The organism is Agromyces tropicus, assembly GCF_039531345.1.
GTDB classification, from domain to species: Bacteria; Actinomycetota; Actinomycetes; order Actinomycetales; family Microbacteriaceae; genus Agromyces; species Agromyces tropicus.
Genome location: NZ_BAAAPW010000004.1, coordinates 132,670 through 149,968, shown reverse-complemented (window position 1 = coordinate 149,968; position 17,299 = coordinate 132,670). Strand labels below are relative to the sequence as shown.

General features: G+C 74.2%; 18 protein-coding genes. 13 read left to right on the top strand and 5 right to left on the bottom strand.

Annotation, left to right across the window (positions count from 1 at the left end; genetic code table 11):
* Positions 1-9: 9 nt before the first annotated feature.
* Positions 10-921, bottom strand: a complete 912-nt coding sequence (locus tag ABD230_RS13170) for an HhH-GPD family protein (protein WP_344374907.1) — start codon at positions 919-921, stop codon at positions 10-12.
* A gap of 60 nt (positions 922-981) precedes the next feature.
* Between ABD230_RS13170 and ABD230_RS13165 the strand changes: the two genes are divergently transcribed.
* The gene (locus tag ABD230_RS13165; protein ID WP_344374905.1) at positions 982-1,638 is read left to right on the top strand and encodes a nucleoside/nucleotide kinase family protein; all 657 of its coding nucleotides are present in this window, start codon (positions 982-984) and stop codon (positions 1,636-1,638) included.
* Between the two features lie 24 nt (positions 1,639-1,662).
* Here the strand turns inward: ABD230_RS13165 and ABD230_RS13160 are convergent, their stop codons facing one another.
* Both ABD230_RS13160 and ABD230_RS13155 read right to left on the bottom strand, forming a co-directional pair.
* Positions 1,663-2,748: a hypothetical protein gene (locus tag ABD230_RS13160; protein WP_344374902.1), complete on the bottom strand. Its 1,086-nt coding sequence runs from the start codon at positions 2,746-2,748 to the stop codon at positions 1,663-1,665.
* Positions 2,749-2,816: 68 nt separating this feature from the next.
* The gene (locus ABD230_RS13155) at positions 2,817-3,821 is read right to left on the bottom strand and encodes a ketopantoate reductase family protein (RefSeq protein WP_344374899.1); all 1,005 of its coding nucleotides are present in this window, start codon (positions 3,819-3,821) and stop codon (positions 2,817-2,819) included.
* A 102-nt stretch (positions 3,822-3,923) separates the two neighbouring features.
* Between ABD230_RS13155 and truB the strand changes: the two genes are divergently transcribed.
* From truB to ABD230_RS13135, 4 genes are read left to right on the top strand one after another with little or no spacing between them, the layout of a single operon-like run.
* Positions 3,924-4,790 carry a tRNA pseudouridine(55) synthase TruB gene (gene truB / locus ABD230_RS13150; RefSeq protein WP_425546238.1) on the top strand — a complete coding sequence of 289 codons (867 nt, stop codon included), beginning with the start codon at positions 3,924-3,926 and terminating at the stop codon, positions 4,788-4,790.
* A complete protein-coding gene (locus ABD230_RS13145; RefSeq protein WP_344374896.1) occupies positions 4,787-5,155 on the top strand; it encodes a hypothetical protein in 369 nt (122 codons plus the stop codon). Before truB ends, ABD230_RS13145 begins: the two co-directional genes overlap by 4 nt.
* A 26-nt stretch (positions 5,156-5,181) precedes the next feature.
* Positions 5,182-5,631: a hypothetical protein gene (locus tag ABD230_RS13140; RefSeq protein WP_344374894.1), complete on the top strand. Its 450-nt coding sequence runs from the start codon at positions 5,182-5,184 to the stop codon at positions 5,629-5,631.
* Positions 5,628-6,557, top strand: coding sequence for a bifunctional riboflavin kinase/FAD synthetase (locus tag ABD230_RS13135; RefSeq protein ID WP_425546234.1), 930 nt, complete (start codon positions 5,628-5,630; stop codon positions 6,555-6,557). Before ABD230_RS13140 ends, ABD230_RS13135 begins: the two co-directional genes overlap by 4 nt.
* A 1-nt stretch (position 6,558) precedes the next feature.
* Here the strand turns inward: ABD230_RS13135 and ABD230_RS13130 are convergent, their stop codons facing one another.
* Positions 6,559-7,239, bottom strand: a complete 681-nt coding sequence (locus ABD230_RS13130; protein ID WP_344374890.1) for a hypothetical protein — start codon at positions 7,237-7,239, stop codon at positions 6,559-6,561.
* Between the two features lie 144 nt (positions 7,240-7,383).
* A complete protein-coding gene (locus tag ABD230_RS13125; protein ID WP_344374887.1) occupies positions 7,384-8,865 on the bottom strand; it encodes a DHA2 family efflux MFS transporter permease subunit in 1,482 nt (493 codons plus the stop codon).
* Positions 8,866-8,943: 78 nt separating this feature from the next.
* Here ABD230_RS13125 and ABD230_RS13120 point away from each other — a divergent pair, with 78 nt between their 5' ends.
* The 8 genes from ABD230_RS13120 to ABD230_RS13085 all read left to right on the top strand — a co-directional run bounded on the left by ABD230_RS13120 (position 8,944) and on the right by ABD230_RS13085 (position 17,265).
* Entirely contained in the window at positions 8,944-9,573 is a 630-nt protein-coding gene (locus tag ABD230_RS13120; RefSeq protein ID WP_344374882.1) for a TetR/AcrR family transcriptional regulator, read from the top strand.
* A gap of 100 nt (positions 9,574-9,673) precedes the next feature.
* The gene (locus tag ABD230_RS13115) at positions 9,674-10,897 is read left to right on the top strand and encodes an MFS transporter (RefSeq protein ID WP_344374879.1); all 1,224 of its coding nucleotides are present in this window, start codon (positions 9,674-9,676) and stop codon (positions 10,895-10,897) included.
* Positions 10,898-11,022: 125 nt separating this feature from the next.
* Entirely contained in the window at positions 11,023-11,967 is a 945-nt protein-coding gene (locus ABD230_RS13110) for a sugar-binding transcriptional regulator (protein ID WP_344374877.1), read from the top strand.
* Between the two features lie 33 nt (positions 11,968-12,000).
* Complete coding sequence (gene deoC, locus ABD230_RS13105) at positions 12,001-13,008, top strand: deoxyribose-phosphate aldolase (protein ID WP_344374874.1); 1,008 nt, start codon at positions 12,001-12,003, stop codon at positions 13,006-13,008.
* A gap of 17 nt (positions 13,009-13,025) precedes the next feature.
* The gene (locus ABD230_RS13100) at positions 13,026-14,588 is read left to right on the top strand and encodes an aldehyde dehydrogenase family protein (RefSeq protein ID WP_344374872.1); all 1,563 of its coding nucleotides are present in this window, start codon (positions 13,026-13,028) and stop codon (positions 14,586-14,588) included.
* Positions 14,585-15,445: an aldehyde dehydrogenase family protein gene (locus ABD230_RS13095; protein ID WP_344374869.1), complete on the top strand. Its 861-nt coding sequence runs from the start codon at positions 14,585-14,587 to the stop codon at positions 15,443-15,445. Before ABD230_RS13100 ends, ABD230_RS13095 begins: the two co-directional genes overlap by 4 nt.
* 10 nt (positions 15,446-15,455) lie before the next feature.
* Entirely contained in the window at positions 15,456-15,695 is a 240-nt protein-coding gene (locus ABD230_RS13090) for a hypothetical protein (protein ID WP_344374866.1), read from the top strand.
* A 34-nt stretch (positions 15,696-15,729) separates the two neighbouring features.
* Positions 15,730-17,265, top strand: a complete 1,536-nt coding sequence (locus ABD230_RS13085; RefSeq protein WP_344374863.1) for an SDR family oxidoreductase — start codon at positions 15,730-15,732, stop codon at positions 17,263-17,265.
* Positions 17,266-17,299 lie beyond the last annotated feature (34 nt).

Below are 17,299 nucleotides of genomic sequence, written 5' to 3'. Positions count from 1 at the left end.
GCGACGCGGTCAGGAGTCCGGCAGGACGTAGCCACCGTCGACGCGGACCGCGAGGCCGTCGGCGACGAGGCCCTCGAGCGCGCGGTCGAGCCGGTCGTCGACGACGCGCGCGAGCTCCTCGAGAGCGACTGGCCGATGCGCGGCGCGCAGCTCGCGCAGGACGAGGCCGCGCGCCTCGCGGTCGCTGCCGGCGAACCTCGCCTGTCGGGCGCGCCGCGGGCCGTCGTAGGCCGGGTACCCGGCGGCCCGCCAGGCGCAGCGATCCGCGATCGGGCAGTCGTCGCAGCGCGGCGCGCGGGCGACGCAGACCGTCGCCCCGAGCTCCATCGCTCCCGCGTTGAACGCCCTCGCCCGCGCGCGGTCGGGCGGCAGCAGGGCCGACATCGCGTCGAGGTCGCGACGCGTCGACGGCGGACCGGCCTCCGCGACGCCGCCGACGGCGCGGGCGATCACGCGACGGGTGTTGGTGTCGACCACGGGGTGCCGCTCGCCGAACGCGAACGCGGCGATCGCGCGGGCCGTGTACGGCCCGATGCCCTGCAGCGCCGACAGCGCGTCGAGGTCGCAGGGCACCTCGCCGCCGTGCCGCTCGACGATCTCGGTCGCGGCGCGGTGCAGCCACAGCGCCCGCCTCGGGTAGCCGAGTCGATCCCACGCCCGCACCGCGTCCGACGCGGGCGCGGCCGCGAGGTCGGCCGGCGTCGGCCAGCGGCGGATCCACTCCTCCCACCGCGGTTGCACGCGCGCGACCTGGGTCTGCTGCAGCATGAACTCGCTCACGAGCACCGCCCACGGGGACACGTCGGCCGCGCGCCACGGCAGGGGGCGCGCCGCGTGGGCGAACCAGTCGACGATCGCCCCCGAGAGGGCGGCGGTGGCGTCGGTCGTCCCGGTCTCGGCGGCGGGTTCGCGGGTCGGCATCCGTCCAGCGTAGGCCCGGTCTGCGTCGACGCGACCGGTGCGGCGACGTACGCTCGGAGCATGCGCCTGGTCACCACGCCCCGCGTGGCGTTCCTCCGGGGGATCGCCGACGAGTTCCTCGCCCGGATCGGTCGCGGGCGGGTGATCGTCGCCATCGACGGTCCCCTGCGGAGCGGCAAGACGCAGCTCGGCGACGACCTCGCCGACGTGCTCCGCGAGCGCGACCTCTCGGTCTTCCGCGCGAGCACCGAGGACTTCCACCGGTCGCGCGAGGCGCAGGCGGACTACGGCCCGGACACCGCCGAACGGTACTGGCGCTACGGCATCGACGAGTCCCTCCTCGAGCGCACGCTCGTCGAGCCGTTCCGGATGGCGGGCTCGACCGCGTTCGTGACGCGCGGGTTCGACCTCGCGCGCGACGCGTGGGTCGAGCCGAAGTGGCGCACGGGTCCGGCGGACGCGATCCTCGTGCTGGACGGGCGCTTCCTGCTGCGTCGTCGGCTTCGCGACCGCTGGGACGTCGCGCTCGCGGTGGACGGCGAGCCGACGGATGCCGCCGATCGCATCGCCTACGCGTCGAGCGATCCGCGTGCCGTGGCATCCATCGTGATCGACCAGTCGGATCCGGCGCACCCGCGGCGCGGCGATGCCGGCGGGCTCGGCGACGACGACGGACCCGCCGCCGAGGCGCGTGCCGAGGCGGCGGAGGGGGACTGACGCGGCGTCGCGAGGCCCCGCCGGCTACGCCTGCGGCCCGGCGTCCGCCTGCGGCCCGGCGTCCGCGTGCGGCCCGGCGTCCGCCTGCGGCACCTCGTCACGGGGGCCGACCGGGTCGGCGGGGGCGGGGCGGAGGCGGCCGACGACGAGTCGCCCGACGAGACCGGCGGCCGCCACGACGACCGCGACCACGAGTGGCGGGAGCACGACCTCGGGGCGCGTCGTCGCCGCACGGAAGACGTCGGCGGCGTAGTCGAGCATCTCGGCCGGCTGACGGGCGAGCACGCGACTGCCCGCGGCGGCGGTCACCGCCGTGATCAGCGCCGGTCCGATCCAGAGCACCACCAGCGCGACGATCGCCGCGAGGACGCGCCCGACCGTGCCGATCCCCGCCCAGGCCACGGCGGCCCCGACGAGCACCGCCGGCAGCCACCTGAGCAGCCCGAGCGCCTCGGTGATCGCCGGGTCGGCGAGCGCGGGGTGCGGCGCCAGCAGCAGTCCGAGCCACGACGGCACGAGCACCGCCGCGAGCGCGAGCCCGATCACGGCGCCGGCGCGGGGCGCGACGGCCACCAGCAGCATCACGAGCACGCCGACCAGGTTCGCCAGCACGGCCACGGCGACGAGTGCGGCCAGGTACAGGTCGGACTCGGTCCGGTCCTCGAGGCCGTCGGCCAGGACGGTCGTCGTCTGCACGATCGCGGCGGCCTGCACGACGAGGAGCCCGACCAGCAACCACGCGACGCCCGAGCGCGGGCGGACCCCACGCGTCGCGCGGGCCGCGATGCCGGCGACCGCGGCGCCGACGACGAGCAGCGCCGCGATCGTCGACAGCGCGTACTGGCTGAACGGCAGCAGCACGACGGGGTACTCGTCCGGCAGCGCGTCGGTCGCCCAGAGGTTCTGGAGCGGCAGCCGTCCGCCCGTCACGAGCCAGGGCAGCAGTCCGAACGCGCCCGCGGCCATGCCGATCGGAAGGGTCAGCCACCAGCGCAGGGGGCGGCGCCCCGGCGCGGCCGGATCGGCGTCGGCTCCGGTCCGGGCGGGCGCCGCCGCGTCGTCGTCGGTGCCCGCATCGGCGCGTTCGGGGACGGGGTCGTAGGGTTCCACGTCGACTCGATTCGTTCGGAGGGTCCGGATCGAGGGAACCCTAGCCCGAGCGGCCGGCGCCGTCGGCGCTACGCGCCGGTGTCGGCGAGCACGGCGACCACGCGCTCCGGGGGCAACGGCGCCCCCGCGGCCTCGACCTCGTGCACGAGGGCCGTGAGCGCCCGGTTCACGGGGGCGTCGATCCCCGCGGCCTCCGCCTCGCGCACCACGGCGCCGTTCAGGAAGTCCACCTCGGTGCGCTGGCCGCGTCGCAGGCTCTGCTGCGTCGAGCCGAGGTTCGGCACGTTCCCCATGCGCACGCGCATCGACCACGGCAGCGCCTGCCCGAGCGCGAGGGGCAGGCTCGCGAACGCGCGCAGTCGCCGGTCGCCCAGGCCCTGCAGGGAGCCGAACCGGACGCCGCGGGCGATGCCGACCCGGACGCACTCGCGCATCGAGGCGGCGACGACCCGGCGCAGCTCCCGATCGTCCACGACGTCCTGGACGCTCCGTCCGACGATGGCGGGCACCGCGTTCAGCATGTTGACGACGAGCTTGGTCCACTGGGAGCCGCGGAAGTTCGCGACCGCGACGATCGGCACGGCGCCGGAGAGGTCCGCGGCGATGCGCCGGACCTCGTCGTCGGCCGGACCGTCGCCGCGCCCGAGGTAGCTGGCGGCGGTCGTCGTCACGCGCACCGTGCCGGGCTCCGTGTAGTTGGCCGCGATGATCGAGAGCAGGCCCATGCACGACGACTTCGGCAGCAGCCGCTCGGCCGTCGCGACGCCGTCGAGCCCGTTCTGCACGACCACGACCGGCACGCCGTCGATCGCCGCACCGTTGGCGGTGATCGCGGCCGCGGCATCCTGCGCCTTGGTGCACACGAGCACGAGGTCGGGGCGGACCGACAGGCGCTCGCCGGCCGCCGGGTGCACGTGCGCCTCGCCGTACCCGCCCGACAACCGGATGCCGTCCGCGCGGATCGCCTCGAGGCCCGCGCCGCGGGCCGTCACCTCCACGTCGTGCCCCGCTCGCGCGAGCAGCGCGGCGAACGTGCCGCCCAGCGCACCCGCGCCGATGATCCCGATCCTCACCGCACCAGCGTAGGCGGATGCCGGCGACGAATCGGCCACCGCGGCGCTGTTAGCCTGTACGGCGTGAACAGCGGCATCCTCCTCGTCGACAAGCCGCAGGGGATGACCAGCCACGACGTGGTCGCCCGCGTGCGACGCCTCGCCGGCACCCGGAAGGTCGGCCACGCCGGCACGCTCGACCCGATGGCGACGGGCCTGCTGCTGCTCGGCGTCGAGAGCTCGACCCGGCTCCTCCACCACCTGGTCGGGCTCGACAAGGAGTACCTCGCGACGATCCGGCTCGGCTGGGCCACGACCACCGACGACGCCGAGGGCGAGCCGCTGCCCGCGGCATCCGCCGAGTCGGTCGCCGCCGTCGATCCCGACGACCTCGCCCGCGGCATGGCCGCCCTCACCGGCACCATCGACCAGGTCCCCAGCGCCGTGAGCGCCGTCAAGGTCGACGGCAGGCGCGCCTACCAGCGCGTCCGCGACGGCGAGGCGGTCGAGCTGGCGCCGCGCACCGTGACCGTCTCGGCGTTCGAACTGCTCGACACCCGCGGCGGCGACGGATGGCGCGACCTCGACGTGCGCGTCGCGTGCTCGTCCGGCACCTACGTGCGCGCCCTCGCGCGCGACCTCGGCGCCGCGCTCGGCGTCGGCGGCCACCTCACCGCGCTCCGGCGCACCCGCATCGGCGCGTTCGACGTCGCCGAGGCCGGCGGGCTCGAGGGGCTCGACGTCGACGCCGCCCGCCTCGGTCCCGCCGACGCCGCGCGCCGGACGCTGCCCGTGGTCGAGGTCGACGACGACGCCACGCGCGACCTGCGGCACGGAAAGCGGATCGCCGCGGACGCCGCGGCGGCGGCCCTCGACGGCGGCACGCCGATCGCCGCGGTCGGACCGGGCGACGTGCTCGTGGCGATCGTGGAGCGCCGCGGCCCCCAGCTGAAGGTCGTCACCGGGTTCCCCGCCGAGGAGGGCGCATGATCGAGTGGTTCGCCTACGTGCAGGTCGCGGTCGCGGTGCTCTCGGGCCTCGTCGGCATCGTGCTGGGCCTCGCGGGCCGGGTGCCGAACGACCTCGTGCTCGGCGCGCTCGCGCTCGTCGAGCTGCTGCTCGTCGCCCAGGTCGTCGTGGCCCTCGTCGCGCCCGCCGTCGGCAACCCGCCGACGGGGAGCCTGCTCGAGTTCTGGGTGTACCTCGTCAGCGCCGTGCTGCTGCCGCCGGCCGCGGCGCTCTGGGCCCTCATCGACCGGGGACGCTGGGCGACCGTCGTGTGCGGGGTCGCTGCGCTCGCCGTGGCCGTGATGGTGTACCGGATGCTGCAGATCTGGACGGTCCAGCAGGCGTGAGGCCGGGTCTGGGAGAATCGGACGACATGAACGACACATCCACCGCCCCCGCCGACGCGCGTCGCCGAGGGCGACTCAGCGGGATCGGCCGGGTGCTCGTCGCCGTGTACGGCGTGCTCGCGCTCGCCGCGACCGGACGCTCGGTCGTGCAGATCGTCGAGAAGTTCGACGAGGCGCCGGTGGCGTACGCGCTCTCGGCCCTCGCGGCCGTGGTCTACATCCTCGCCACGGTCGCGCTCGTGCTGCCGGGACGGACGTGGTACCGCGTGGCGTGGGCGACGATCGTGTTCGAGTTCACCGGCGTGATCGTCGTGGGCCTGCTGAGCATCCTCCGGCCCGACCTGTTCCCGCACGACACGGTGTGGTCGTGGTTCGGCCGCGGCTACCTGTTCATCCCGCTCGTGCTGCCACCGCTCGGCATGTGGTGGCTCGCCCGTCACCCCGTCGACGCCGATGCGAGCGGGGACGCCGAGTGAGGACGTTCCCGGGGATCGAGGCCGTGCCGGCCCACTACGGGCCCTCCGCGGTGACGATCGGAAAATTCGACGGCGTCCACCAGGGACATCGTGCGGTCATCGGCGCCCTGCGCGACATCGCCGACGCGCGTCGGCTCGAGGCCGTGGCGATCACCTTCGACCGCCATCCGGCCGCCTTCCACGCCCCCGAGCGCACGCCGCCCGAGCTCGTGAGCACGCGGCAGAAGCTCGAGCTGCTCGCCACCACCGGGCTGGACGCCACGGTGCTGCTGCACTACGACGCCGCCCTCGCGTCGAACACGGCCGACGCGTTCGTGCGGCGCTTCCTCGTCGAGGCGCTCGACGCACGGGTCCTCCTCGTCGGGAGCGACTTCCGGTACGGCGCGGGCAACGAGGGCGACGTGGCGATGCTCCAGCGGCAGGGCGAGGAATACGGATTCGAGGTCGTGGTGGTCGAGGACGTCGTGCCCGAGGGCGGGCGCCGCGTGTCGTCGACCTGGATCCGCGAACTGCTGGACGCCGGCGCCGTCGAGCATGCCGGCGAGCTCCTGGGACACCTGCCGACGGTCCGCGGCCTCGTCGTGCACGGGTTCAAGCGCGGCCGCGAGCTCGGCTACCCGACGGCGAACCTCGCGCCCGACGCCGAGGGCTTCATCCCCGGCGACGGCGTCTACGCCGGCTGGCTCACGGACGCCGGCACGACCTATCCGGCCGCGATCTCGGTCGGCGTGAACCCGACGTTCGACGGGGTCGAGCGGCGCACCGTCGAGGCGTACGTGCTCGACCGCGACCTCGACCTGTACGACCACGTGGTCAGCGTCGAGTTCGCGCATCGGATCCGCGGCATGGAGAAGTTCGACGGCATCGACGCCCTCGTCGAGCAGATGGGGCGCGACGTCGTGCGGGCCCGCGACCTCGTCGGCTGAGTCAGGCCGAGGGCACGTCGTCCCGCTCGTCGCCGCGCGGCGGGTGCGGGGCGACCGTGCCGATGCCCATGAGGAAGCGCAGCAGCGCGTTCGCCGTGTCGACCAGCGGGCTGCCGTGGCCGAACTCCCAGCCGGCATCCGTCGCCCGCAGCGCGTGCCCTGAGATGACGGCCCGGATCTCGGTCGGCGCCGCGGCGGCGCGGCGGAGCGCTACGGCGCCGGAGGCGCGGGCGGACAGCGGCACGTCGGCGCCCGCCGCGCCGCCGACGAGCAGGGCGGCCACCACGGCGTCGTCGAGCTCGGCGACCCCGGTCGCGCGCTCGCGTCCGAGGACGGTCGCGGCGCGGGTGTCGAGCGCGTCGGCTCCGGCCGACGGGCCCGACAGGCGCTCGAGCTCGTCGAGCCGCCGCGCCTCGCCGCCGCGCACGAGCCGCTCCGCGGCGTCGAGCGCCCGGCGCGTGCGCGTCCGGTCGAATCCGCGGACGAGGTCGGCCGTCACGTCGGCGACGCGCCAGCCGGGTCGGTCGGTGGGGGCGGACCAGAGCTCGTCGCCGCCCGCGCGCAGGACGGTGGCGACGGACCGGAGGACCTCGGCCGTCTCGGCGCGCCGGTCGGCGGTCACGCCGGACTCGTCCACGTCGGGACGGCGGCTGAGCGGCAGATAGCGCGAGAGGTCGGCCACCACACCAGCCTAGACGCGCGCGGCCGCCGCGGCGCCGGCTCGACCGGCCGTCGGCGGGGCGCGACCGAGACGGGGGAGCGCGCGCCGATCGCCCCTCGCCCGCGCGGGACGGGGCGGGGGGCGATCGGGTCCGGTCGCCCGGCCTCAGCCGGCGACGGGGACCGCCGCGGCCGCCGGCGCGGCCGCCGGCGCGACCGGCTGCGCACCCGTGACCGGCTCCGCGACGGGGACAGGCGCGGGGTCGAGCGGGCGCTCCGCGCGTCCGGCGGGCAGCAGCACGGCGAGCACGCCCGCGAGCGCGAGCACCGCGGCCCCGGTGGCGACCGCGGGGATCGCGGCGTCGACATAGGCGGTCGGCGTGAGCTCGCCGCCGGCCCCGGTGAAGACCGCGGTGAGCACGGCGACGCCCAGGGCACCGCCGATCTCGCGGAGCGTGGAGTTGGTGCCCGAGGCCTTCGCGTGGTCGCGCTCGGGCATCCGGGCGAGCACCGCGGTCGCCATCGGCGCGAAGACGAGGCCCATGCCGATGCCGGCGAGCGCGAACGCGGGCACGAGGGTCGGGTAGGCGACGTCCGCGCTGAGCGTCGCGGCGATCCAGAACATCGCGGTCGCCTGCGCGGCGAGGCCGGCGACCATGAGCGCCCGGGTGCCGATCCGCGGGGCGAGCAGTCCCGCCAGCGGTGCCACGAACATCGGCGCGAGCGTCCACGGCATCGTCATGAGCCCCGCCTCGAGCGCGCTGCGGCCCTGGACGACCTGAAGGAACTGCACGAGCAGGAAGATCGCCCCGAACACGCCGAAGCTGAACGTGAAGCCCACGGCGTTCGCGACGCTGAAGCTGCGGTCGCGGAAGAGCGACAGCGGCAGCACCGGAGCGCTCGCGCGCGCCTCCCAGAGCAGGAACGCGACGAGGAGCACGACGCCTGCGACGAGGGGGAGCAGCACGTCGGCGCTCGTCCACCCCGCCTCGTTGCCGCGCACGATGCCGAACACGAGGCCGAGGACGCCGAGTCCGGCGAGGGCGACGCCGGCCAGGTCGATCGGCCGCCGTTCGCCGCGGACGTCCGCGAGGACGAGTCGGACCAGGAGGAACGCGATGATGCCGATCGGCACGTTGATCCAGAAGATGGACTGCCAGTTCCATCCCTCGATCACGGCGCCGCCGACGAGCGGTCCGAGCGCGACGCCGAGGCCCGACACGCCGCCCCAGATCCCGATCGCGAGCGGTCGGAGGCGCGCCGGCACCGCGCCGGCGACGAGCGTGAGCGAGAGGGGCATGATCGCCGCGGCGCCGAGGCCCTGGACGGCGCGGGCGCCGATGACCATCCACGGCTCGGTGCTGAGGGCGGTGAGCACGCTCGCGGCCGTGAAGATCGCGATGCCGCCGAGGAAGACCGTGCGGCGGCCGATCCGGTCGCCGAGTGCGGCCGCGGGCAGGATGAACGTCGCGAACGCGAGCGTGAAGGCGTTGAGGAACCACTGCAGCTCCTCGATGCCGGCGCCGAGGTCGGCGGCCATGACCGGGAGCGCGTTGGTGATGACGAGGTTGTCGAGCGACGCCATGAACATCGGGAGGGACGTCGCGATGAGGATGAGCCAGACGGGGGCCCGTCGTGGAGATGGCATGGGAGTACGTTCCGTTCGTCGGAGTAATCGAATGATTACAAGAATGCAATGTAGTTATCGACTGATAACATGTCAAGCATGACCCCACGAACCGAGCGCATCTCAGCGGATGAGCGGCGCGAGCAGATCCTCGCCGCCGCCACGACCGTCTTCGGCGAGCTCGGCTACTCCGCGGCCACCACCGACCGCGTCGCGAGGGCCGCGGGCATCAGCCAGCCGTACGTGGTCCGGCTCTTCGGCACCAAGGAGCAGCTCTTCATCGAGACGCTGCGCCGCACGCTCGGCCGGCTGCTCGCCGCATTCCGTGCGGCGCTCGCCGACGCGGACGACGCGGGCGACGTCGCCGCCGACGTCGCCGCCGACGCGGACGGGAAGGCCCGCGAGGCCCGGCTCGGCGAGGCCTACCTCGAGCTCGTCGAGGACCGCGGGACGCTGCTCACGCTGCTGCACGGCTTCATGATGGGATCCGACCCGGTGATCGGGCCGGTCGCGCGAGACGGCTTCCTCCAGGTCTTCCGCATGCTCCGCGACGAGGCCGGCTTCGAGCCCGAGCAGATCCACCGGTTCCTCGCCGACGGGATGCTCATCAACACGCTGCTCGCCTCGGGCATCGGGCTCGCGGCCAAGGGCGACCGCGACGCCGCCGAGCTCATGGACTGCACCTTCGGCAGCCACGTCGCCGAGGTGCTGGAGCGCGCCTCGGCCTGACGCTCAGGTGCGGCGGGGCCTGCGCGACCCCGGGAGGGGCCGGGCGTCCGGCACGGCCCCGGGAGCGTCGGGCGCCCGGCGCGGCGCCTAGACTCGGCTGGTGAGCCCCGAGACCGCCCCGCTGTGGCGGGGTCGAACCCTCGCCCTCCTCGGCATCCTGCTCGTCGCGTTCAACCTGCGCACCGCGGTCGCCTCCCTCTCGCCGATCCTCGGCCTGATCGAGGCGGACATGTCGGTCCCGACGGCGCTGGTCGGCCTGCTCGGCATGCTCCCGCCGCTCTGCTACGCGGTCTTCGGCATCGCGACGCCCGTGCTCACCCGGCGGGCGGGGCTCGAACCGGTGCTCGTGGGCGCGCTCATCGCGCTCGTCGTCGGCAGCGCCGGCCGCGGCCTCGCCGGTTCCGGATGGTGGCTGTTCGCCGCGAGCACGGTCACCTTCGCGGCGGTCGGCGTCGGCAACGTGCTGCTCCCGCCGCTCGTGAAGCGGTACTTCCCCGATCGCATCGGCCTCGTGACCTCGCTGTACGTCACCGCGCTGTCGGTGAGCACCTTCGTGCCGCCGCTCGTCGCCGTGCCGGTCTCCGAGGCGGCGGGGTGGCGCACCTCGTTCGAGGTGTGGGCGGCCGTCGCGCTCGCCTCGATCGTCCCGTGGATGGCGCTGCTGCTGCACCCGCGCCGTGCGGCGCCCGCGGCGCTCCCCGAGGAGGCGGAGCCGGGCCTGCTCCGGCACGCCTTCCGCTCGCCGCTGGCGTGGGCGCTCGCCGCCGTCTTCTCGGTCGCCGGATTCAACGCGTACGCGGTCTTCGCCTGGTTGCCGTCGATGCTCGCGGACACGGCCGGCACGAGCGCCGCCGCCGCGGGCGTGCTGCTGGCCCTCTACGCCGCGATGGGACTGCCCGTCTCCCTCGTCGTCCCGGTCCTCGCGACGCGGCCCGCGACGGTCCGCGTGATGGTCGCGATCGCCGCCGCGACCATCGCGGCGGGCTGGACCGGACTGCTGGTCGCGCCCGCCGCCGCGACCTGGCTGTGGGTCGCGCTCGCGGGCATCGGTCCGCTGCTCTTCCCGCTCTCGCTGGTGCTCGTGAACCTGCGGACCCGCACGCACGCCGGGGCGGTCGCGCTGAGCGGCTTCATGCAGTCGGTCGGCTACGTCATCGTCGCCCTCGGCCCCATCGCGGTCGGACTGCTGCACGAGGCGACCGGTACGTGGGCGGTGCCGATGGCGCTCCTCCTCGCGACGGCGGTGCCCGCACTCGCGGCGGGGCTGGTCGTCTCCCGGGCGCGCTTCCTGGAGGACGAGCGGGCGGCCGTCCGGGGCCGATGACTCCGGGACGGCGCACCGCATGCGGGCGCGCCATCCGCTCCTCGCTGCTCATGTGAGCAGACTTGCACGCGAGTGTTGCCGATGCGCCATCCGCTGCCTACGCTGGTCACGGCGGAAGGAGGCGAATGGACGAGACCGACGAACTCCTCTCGATCCGTGCGGCCGAGCTCTACTACGAGGAGAACAAGACGCAGGACGAGATCGGCCAGGCCCTGCGGCTCACGCGCTGGAAGGTGGGCCGGCTGCTCGCCCAGGCGAAGCAGCGCGGGTTCATCCGCATCGAGATCCTGCACCCGCGGGCCAGACGGCTCCCGATCGAGCGCCGGCTCCGCGAGGAGCGCGGCCTCGAGGACGCGATCGTCGTCTCCGCCGCCGGCGTGTCCTCCTCCGAGGAACTGCAGTCGCGCACCGCGCAGGCGGCCGCCGACTACCTCACCGCGCTCCGCCCCGTGCCCCGCACCCTCGGCGTCAGCTGGGGCCGCACGCTCTTCGAGCTGTCCCAGCACCTGCGCAACGGGTGGGCGACGGGCGTGAACGTCGTGCAGATCAACGGCGGCGTGAGCCTCAACCGCCGCGCCGGCACGGCGGCGGCGACGGCCGTCGCCATCGCCCAGAAGGGCGGCGGCAGCGCCACCCTCCTCCCGAGCCCCGCCATCCTCGAGCACCTCGCGACCAAGGAGGCCATCGAGGCCGACCGCGTCGTCGCGGGCGTGATCGAGTTCGCCAGGTCCGCCGACGCGTACCTGTTCAGCGCGGGGCCCGCCGACCACACCTCCGTCCACATCGAGAGCGGCTACCTCACCGAGACCGACGTCGACCTGCTCGTGCAGAAGGGCGCGGTCGGCGACGTCGTCGGTCGCTACATCGACTCCGAGGGCAACATCGTCGACCCGGCGCTCGACGCGCGCACGGTCGGCCTGACCCTCGACGAGGTCCGCGAGAGCCGGCTGCGCATCGCCGTCATCGCCGGTCGCAGCAAGCACCCCGTCGCCGACGCGGTCGTGCGCTCCGGCCTCTGCTCCGTCCTCGTCACCGACGAGGCCACGGCCCTCCACCTCCTCGACGGCTGATCCGGCCGAACCACGAAAGACAGGTCATCCACCATGTCCGGCACCTCCCTCGTCACCGCGCGCGAGCGCGCGGTGGCCGTCCTCGGCGGCCAGCCCGACGACGCCACGCTCCGCAGGTACCTCCACGGCATCCCGGGCGTCGACGCCGTCGGCCTCGAGCAGCGCGCCGCCGGGCTCGGCACGCGCTCCATCAAGACGTCCTCGAAGCAGTGGGCGCTCGACCGCATCATCTCGCTCATCGACCTCACGACGCTCGAGGGCGCCGACACCCCCGGCAAGGTGCGCTCGCTCGTCGCCAAGGCGATGAACCCCGATCCGGCGGATGCCACGACGCCGCGCGTCGCGGCCGTGTGCGTCTACGGCGACATGGTCCCGTTCGCGGTCGACGCGCTCGGCTCCGTGCACGGCGACCCCGACGACGGGCTCATCTCGGTGGCCGCCGTCGCGACGGCGTTCCCGTCGGGCCGCTCGTCGCTCGAGATCAAGCTCGCCGACACGGCCGAGGCCGTCGCGAACGGCGCCGACGAGATCGACATGGTCATCGATCGCGGTGCGTTCCTCGCCGGCCGCTACGGCCAGGTCTTCGACCAGGTCGCCGCCGTCAAGGAGGCCTGCCGTCGCCCCGACGGCACGAGCGCCAGCCTGAAGGTCATCCTCGAGACCGGTGAACTGGTCACGTACGACAACGTGCGCCGCGCGTCCTGGCTCTCGATCCTGGCCGGCGGCGACTTCATCAAGACGTCCACCGGCAAGGTCCAGCCGGCCGCGACCCTGCCCGTCACGCTCCTCATGCTCGAGGTCGTGCGCGACTGGCACCTGCTGACCGGCCAGCGCATCGGCGTGAAGCCCGCCGGCGGCATCCGCGCGTCCAAGGACGCGATCAAGTACCTCGTCACGGTCGCCGAGACCGTCGGCGAGGAGTGGCTGCAGCCGCACCTGTTCCGATTCGGCGCCTCGAGCCTGCTGAACGACGTGCTCCTGCAGCGCCAGAAGATGGCGAGCGGCCACTACTCCGGCGCCGACTACGTGACGATCGACTGAGACGAGAGCACCGCATCATGAGCTTCCTCGAGTACGCACCCGCCCCCGAGTCCCGGGCGATCCTCTCGCTCCGCGACGAGTACGGCCTCTTCATCGACGGCGAGTTCGTCGACGGCCACGGCACCCCGTTCCAGTCCGTCTCGCCCGCCAGCGAGGAGAAGATCGCGACGATCGCGAACGCGAACGGGGCCGACGTCGACGCCGCCGTCGCCGCGGCGCGCCGCGCCCACGACCGCGTCTGGTCGCGCATGCCCGGCCGCGACCGCGGCAAGTACCTCTTCCGCATCGCCCGGCTCATCCAGGAGCGCGCCCGCGAGCTCGCCGTCGCCGAGTCGCTCGACAACGGCAAGCCGATCAAGGAGTCGCGCGACGTCGACGTGCCGCTCGTCGCCGCGTGGTTCTTCTACTACGCGGGCTGGGCCGACAAGCTCGACTACGCCGGACTCGGCGCGAACCCGCGCGCGCTCGGCGTGGCCGCGCAGGTCATCCCGTGGAACTTCCCGCTGCTCATGCTCGCGTGGAAGATCGCGCCGGCGCTCGCGGCCGGCAACACCGTCGTCCTGAAGCCCGCCGAGACGACCCCGCTCACGGCGCTGCTGTTCGCCGAGATCGTGCAGCAGGCCGACCTGCCGCCGGGCGTGGTGAACATCATCACGGGCGCGGGCGACACCGGTGCGGCGCTCGTCGGCCACGACGGCGTCGACAAGGTCGCCTTCACCGGCTCGACCGCCGTCGGCCGCGCGATCGCGAAGCAGGTCGCGGGCACCCACAAGAAGGTCACGCTCGAGCTCGGCGGCAAGGCCGCGAACATCGTGTTCGACGACGCGCCCATCGACCAGGCGATCGAGGGCATCGTCAACGGCATCTTCTTCAACCAGGGCCACGTGTGCTGCGCCGGCAGCCGCCTGCTGGTCCAGGAGTCGATCCACGACGAGGTCGTCGAGCGGCTGAAGACCCGCCTGTCGACGCTCCGCCTCGGCGACCCGCTCGACAAGAACACCGACATCGGCGCGATCAACTCGCGCGAGCAGCTCGAGCGCATCCGCGAGCTCTCCGACGCCGGCGTCGCCGAGGGCGCCGAGCGCTGGAGCGCCCCGTGCGAGATCCCCGAGAACGGGTTCTGGTACGCGCCGACGATCTTCACGAACGTGCAGACGTCGAACCGGATCGCGCGCGAGGAGATCTTCGGGCCGGTGCTGTCGGTGCTCACCTTCCGCACGCCGCAGGAGGCGATCGCCAAGGCGAACAACACCCCCTACGGCCTCTCCGCCGGCATCTGGACCGACAAGGGCAGCCGCATCCTCGCCGTCGCCGACCAGCTCCGCGCGGGCGTGGTGTGGGCGAACACCTTCAACCGCTTCGACCCGTCGAGCCCGTTCGGCGGCTACAAGGAGTCGGGCTACGGCCGCGAGGGCGGTCGACACGGCCTCGGCGCCTACCTGTCGCCCGCGACGGCCGCGTCCGCCGGCCGCACCCCGGCGCGCGCCGTCGAGGCCCGCGCCACGGCCGCCGTCGAGGAGAAGCCCGCCAAGCGTACCCGCCGACCGTCCAAGCCCGCGAAGAAGGGAGCCGCGAAGTGAGCCGCCTCGCCGTGCCCAAGACCTACAAGCTGTTCATCGGCGGCGCGTTCCCGCGCAGCGAGTCCGGCCGCACCTACGAGGTCGCGGCCGCCGACGGCGCCTTCCTCGCGAACGCCGCGAAGGCCTCGCGCAAGGACGCCCGCGACGCGGTCCTGGCCGCGCGCGGCGCCGTCGCCGGGTGGGGCGGTGCCACCGCGTACAACCGCGGCCAGGTGCTGTACCGCATCGCCGAGCTGCTCGAGGGCCGGCGGGCGCAGTTCGTCGCCGAGATCGAGGCCGCCGAGGGCGTCACCCGCGCCCAGGCCGGCGCCCAGGTCGACGAGGCCATCGACCGGTGGGTCTGGTACGCAGGCTGGGCCGACAAGTTCGCGCAGGTCGCGGGCAACGCCAACCCGGTGGCCGGACCCTACTTCAACATCTCGGTGCCCGAGCCCACCGGCGTCGTCGCGATCGTCGCGCCGCAGGACTCGTCGCTCGTCGGGTTCGTCTCGGCGATCGCCCCGGCGCTCGTCGCGGGCAACGCCGTCGTCGTGGTCGCGAGCGAGCGGTTCCCGCTCTCGGCGATCAGCCTCGCCGAGGTGCTCGCCACGAGCGACGTGCCCAAGGGCGTCGTCAACGTGCTCACCGGCTCGCCCGCCGAGATCGCGCCGTGGCTCGCGAGCCACTCGGACGTGAACGCCCTCGACCTCGTCGGCGCGGGCGAGCTCGACTGGGTCGACCTCGAGATCGCCGCGGCCGAGACGCTGAAGCGCGTGCTGCGCCCCGAGCCGGGCCCCGACGCCGCGGCGCCGACGCTCGACCGGATCGCCGCGTTCACCGAGACGAAGACGGTCTGGCACACGAAGAGCCTGCGGTAGGCGGTCGCGCATGTCCGGACGCAACGACGCATCCGACGAGCGCGGCCGGCTGCTCGCCGACCCCTTCGACTACCGGGTCACGGGTCGCGGCGCGGTGGTGGTCATCCGGGGCGGTCGCGCCGTGATGACCGTGGGCGGCCGTGAGGCCGCGAAGCTCGTCGCCGCCCTGCAACGTGCGGACGATTCACAGGCGCAGCACCTGCTGGCCCGGGCGAGCGGGAACTATCGTCGGGGGAACGAGCACGGGTAGGTCCCGTGCGCGTCCGGCCGAGGGGAGGGGCGCCGTGCGGGTCCTGGTCACGGGAGCGACGGGGTACATCGGCGGCCGCCTGGTGCCGCGCCTCGCGGCGGCGGGCCACGACGTCCGCGTGATCGTGCGCCGCCCCGAGCGGCTGCGCGACGTGCCTTGGGCGGACGACGTCGAGGTCGTCGAGGGCGACCTCACGGATGCCGCGGCCGTCGACCGCGCGACGCGCGACGTCGACGTGGTCTACTACCTCGTCCACTCGATGGGCGGGCGCGGGGACTTCGAGGACATCGAGCTCACGATCGCACGGAACGTGGCCGGGGCCGCCCGTCGCAACGGCGTGGGCCGCATCGTCTACCTCGGCGGCCTGCATCCCACGGACGGGCCCCTGTCGCGGCACCTGCGCTCGCGCGTGCGCGTGGGGGAGATCCTCCTCGCCTCCGGCGTGCCGACGGTCGTGCTGCAGGCCGGGGTGATCATCGGGTCGGGGTCGACCTCGTTCGAGATGATCCGGCACCTCACCGAGGTGCTCCCGTACATGCCGGCGCCGCACTGGGTCCGCAACTTCATCCAGCCGATCGCCGTGCGCGACGTGCTGCACTACCTCATCGCCGCCGCCGACGTGCCGCCCGAGGTGAACCGCGCGTTCGACATCGGCGGACCGGACGTGCTCCGCTACGGGCAGCTGATGAACGGCTACGCGGTCGAGGCGGGGCTGCACCAGCGGCCGATCGCCTCGCTGCCGGTGCTCACCCCATGGCTGGCCGGCCAGTGGGTGAACCTCGTGACCCCGATCCCGCGTCGGCTGGCCGTGCCGATCATCGAGTCGCTCCAGTTCGACTGCGTGATGCGCGAGCACGACATCGACGACGTGATCCCGCCGCCCGCCGAGGGCCTGACGCCGTACCGCCGGGCGGTGCGGCTGGCGCTCGAGCGCGAGCGCGAGGGCGAGGTCGAGACGAGCTGGCGCAACGCCGAGGTCGCCGGCGCGCCGAGCGACCCCCTGCCGAGCGACCCGGAGTGGTCCGGGCACGTGGTGTACACCGATCGCCGGGAGCGGCGCTCGAGTGCGTCCGTCGACGACCTGTGGAGTGTGATCGAGGGCGTCGGGGGCGAGAACGGCTGGTACTCGTTCCCGCTCGCCTGGGCCATCCGGGGCTGGATCGACAAGCTCTTCGGCGGCGTCGGGCTCCGGCGCGGCCGCCGGGATCCCGACACGCTGCATCCCGGGGACGCGGTCGACTTCTGGCGCGTGGAGCGCATCGAGCGGCCGCGGTTCCTGCGCCTGCGCGCCGAGATGCGCGTGCCCGGCCGTGCGTGGCTGGAGATGTCGGCCGAGCCCGAGGGGTCGGGATCGCGCTACCTGCAACGGGCGGTCTTCTTCCCGAAGGGCCTCGCAGGCAGGCTCTACTGGTGGTCGATCGTGCCGGTCCATGGCATCGTGTTCGCAGGCATGGCCAATCGGATCACCGCGGAGGCCGAGGCGGCCGCCGCCGAGGACGCGCCGGACGCCGAACCGGCGTCCTCCGGCCGCGCGCATGAGGCTGGCGCGGCCCCTCCGGGAAATAGATAACGAAACGGTAACGACCTTTGCTAGGGTGACCTGC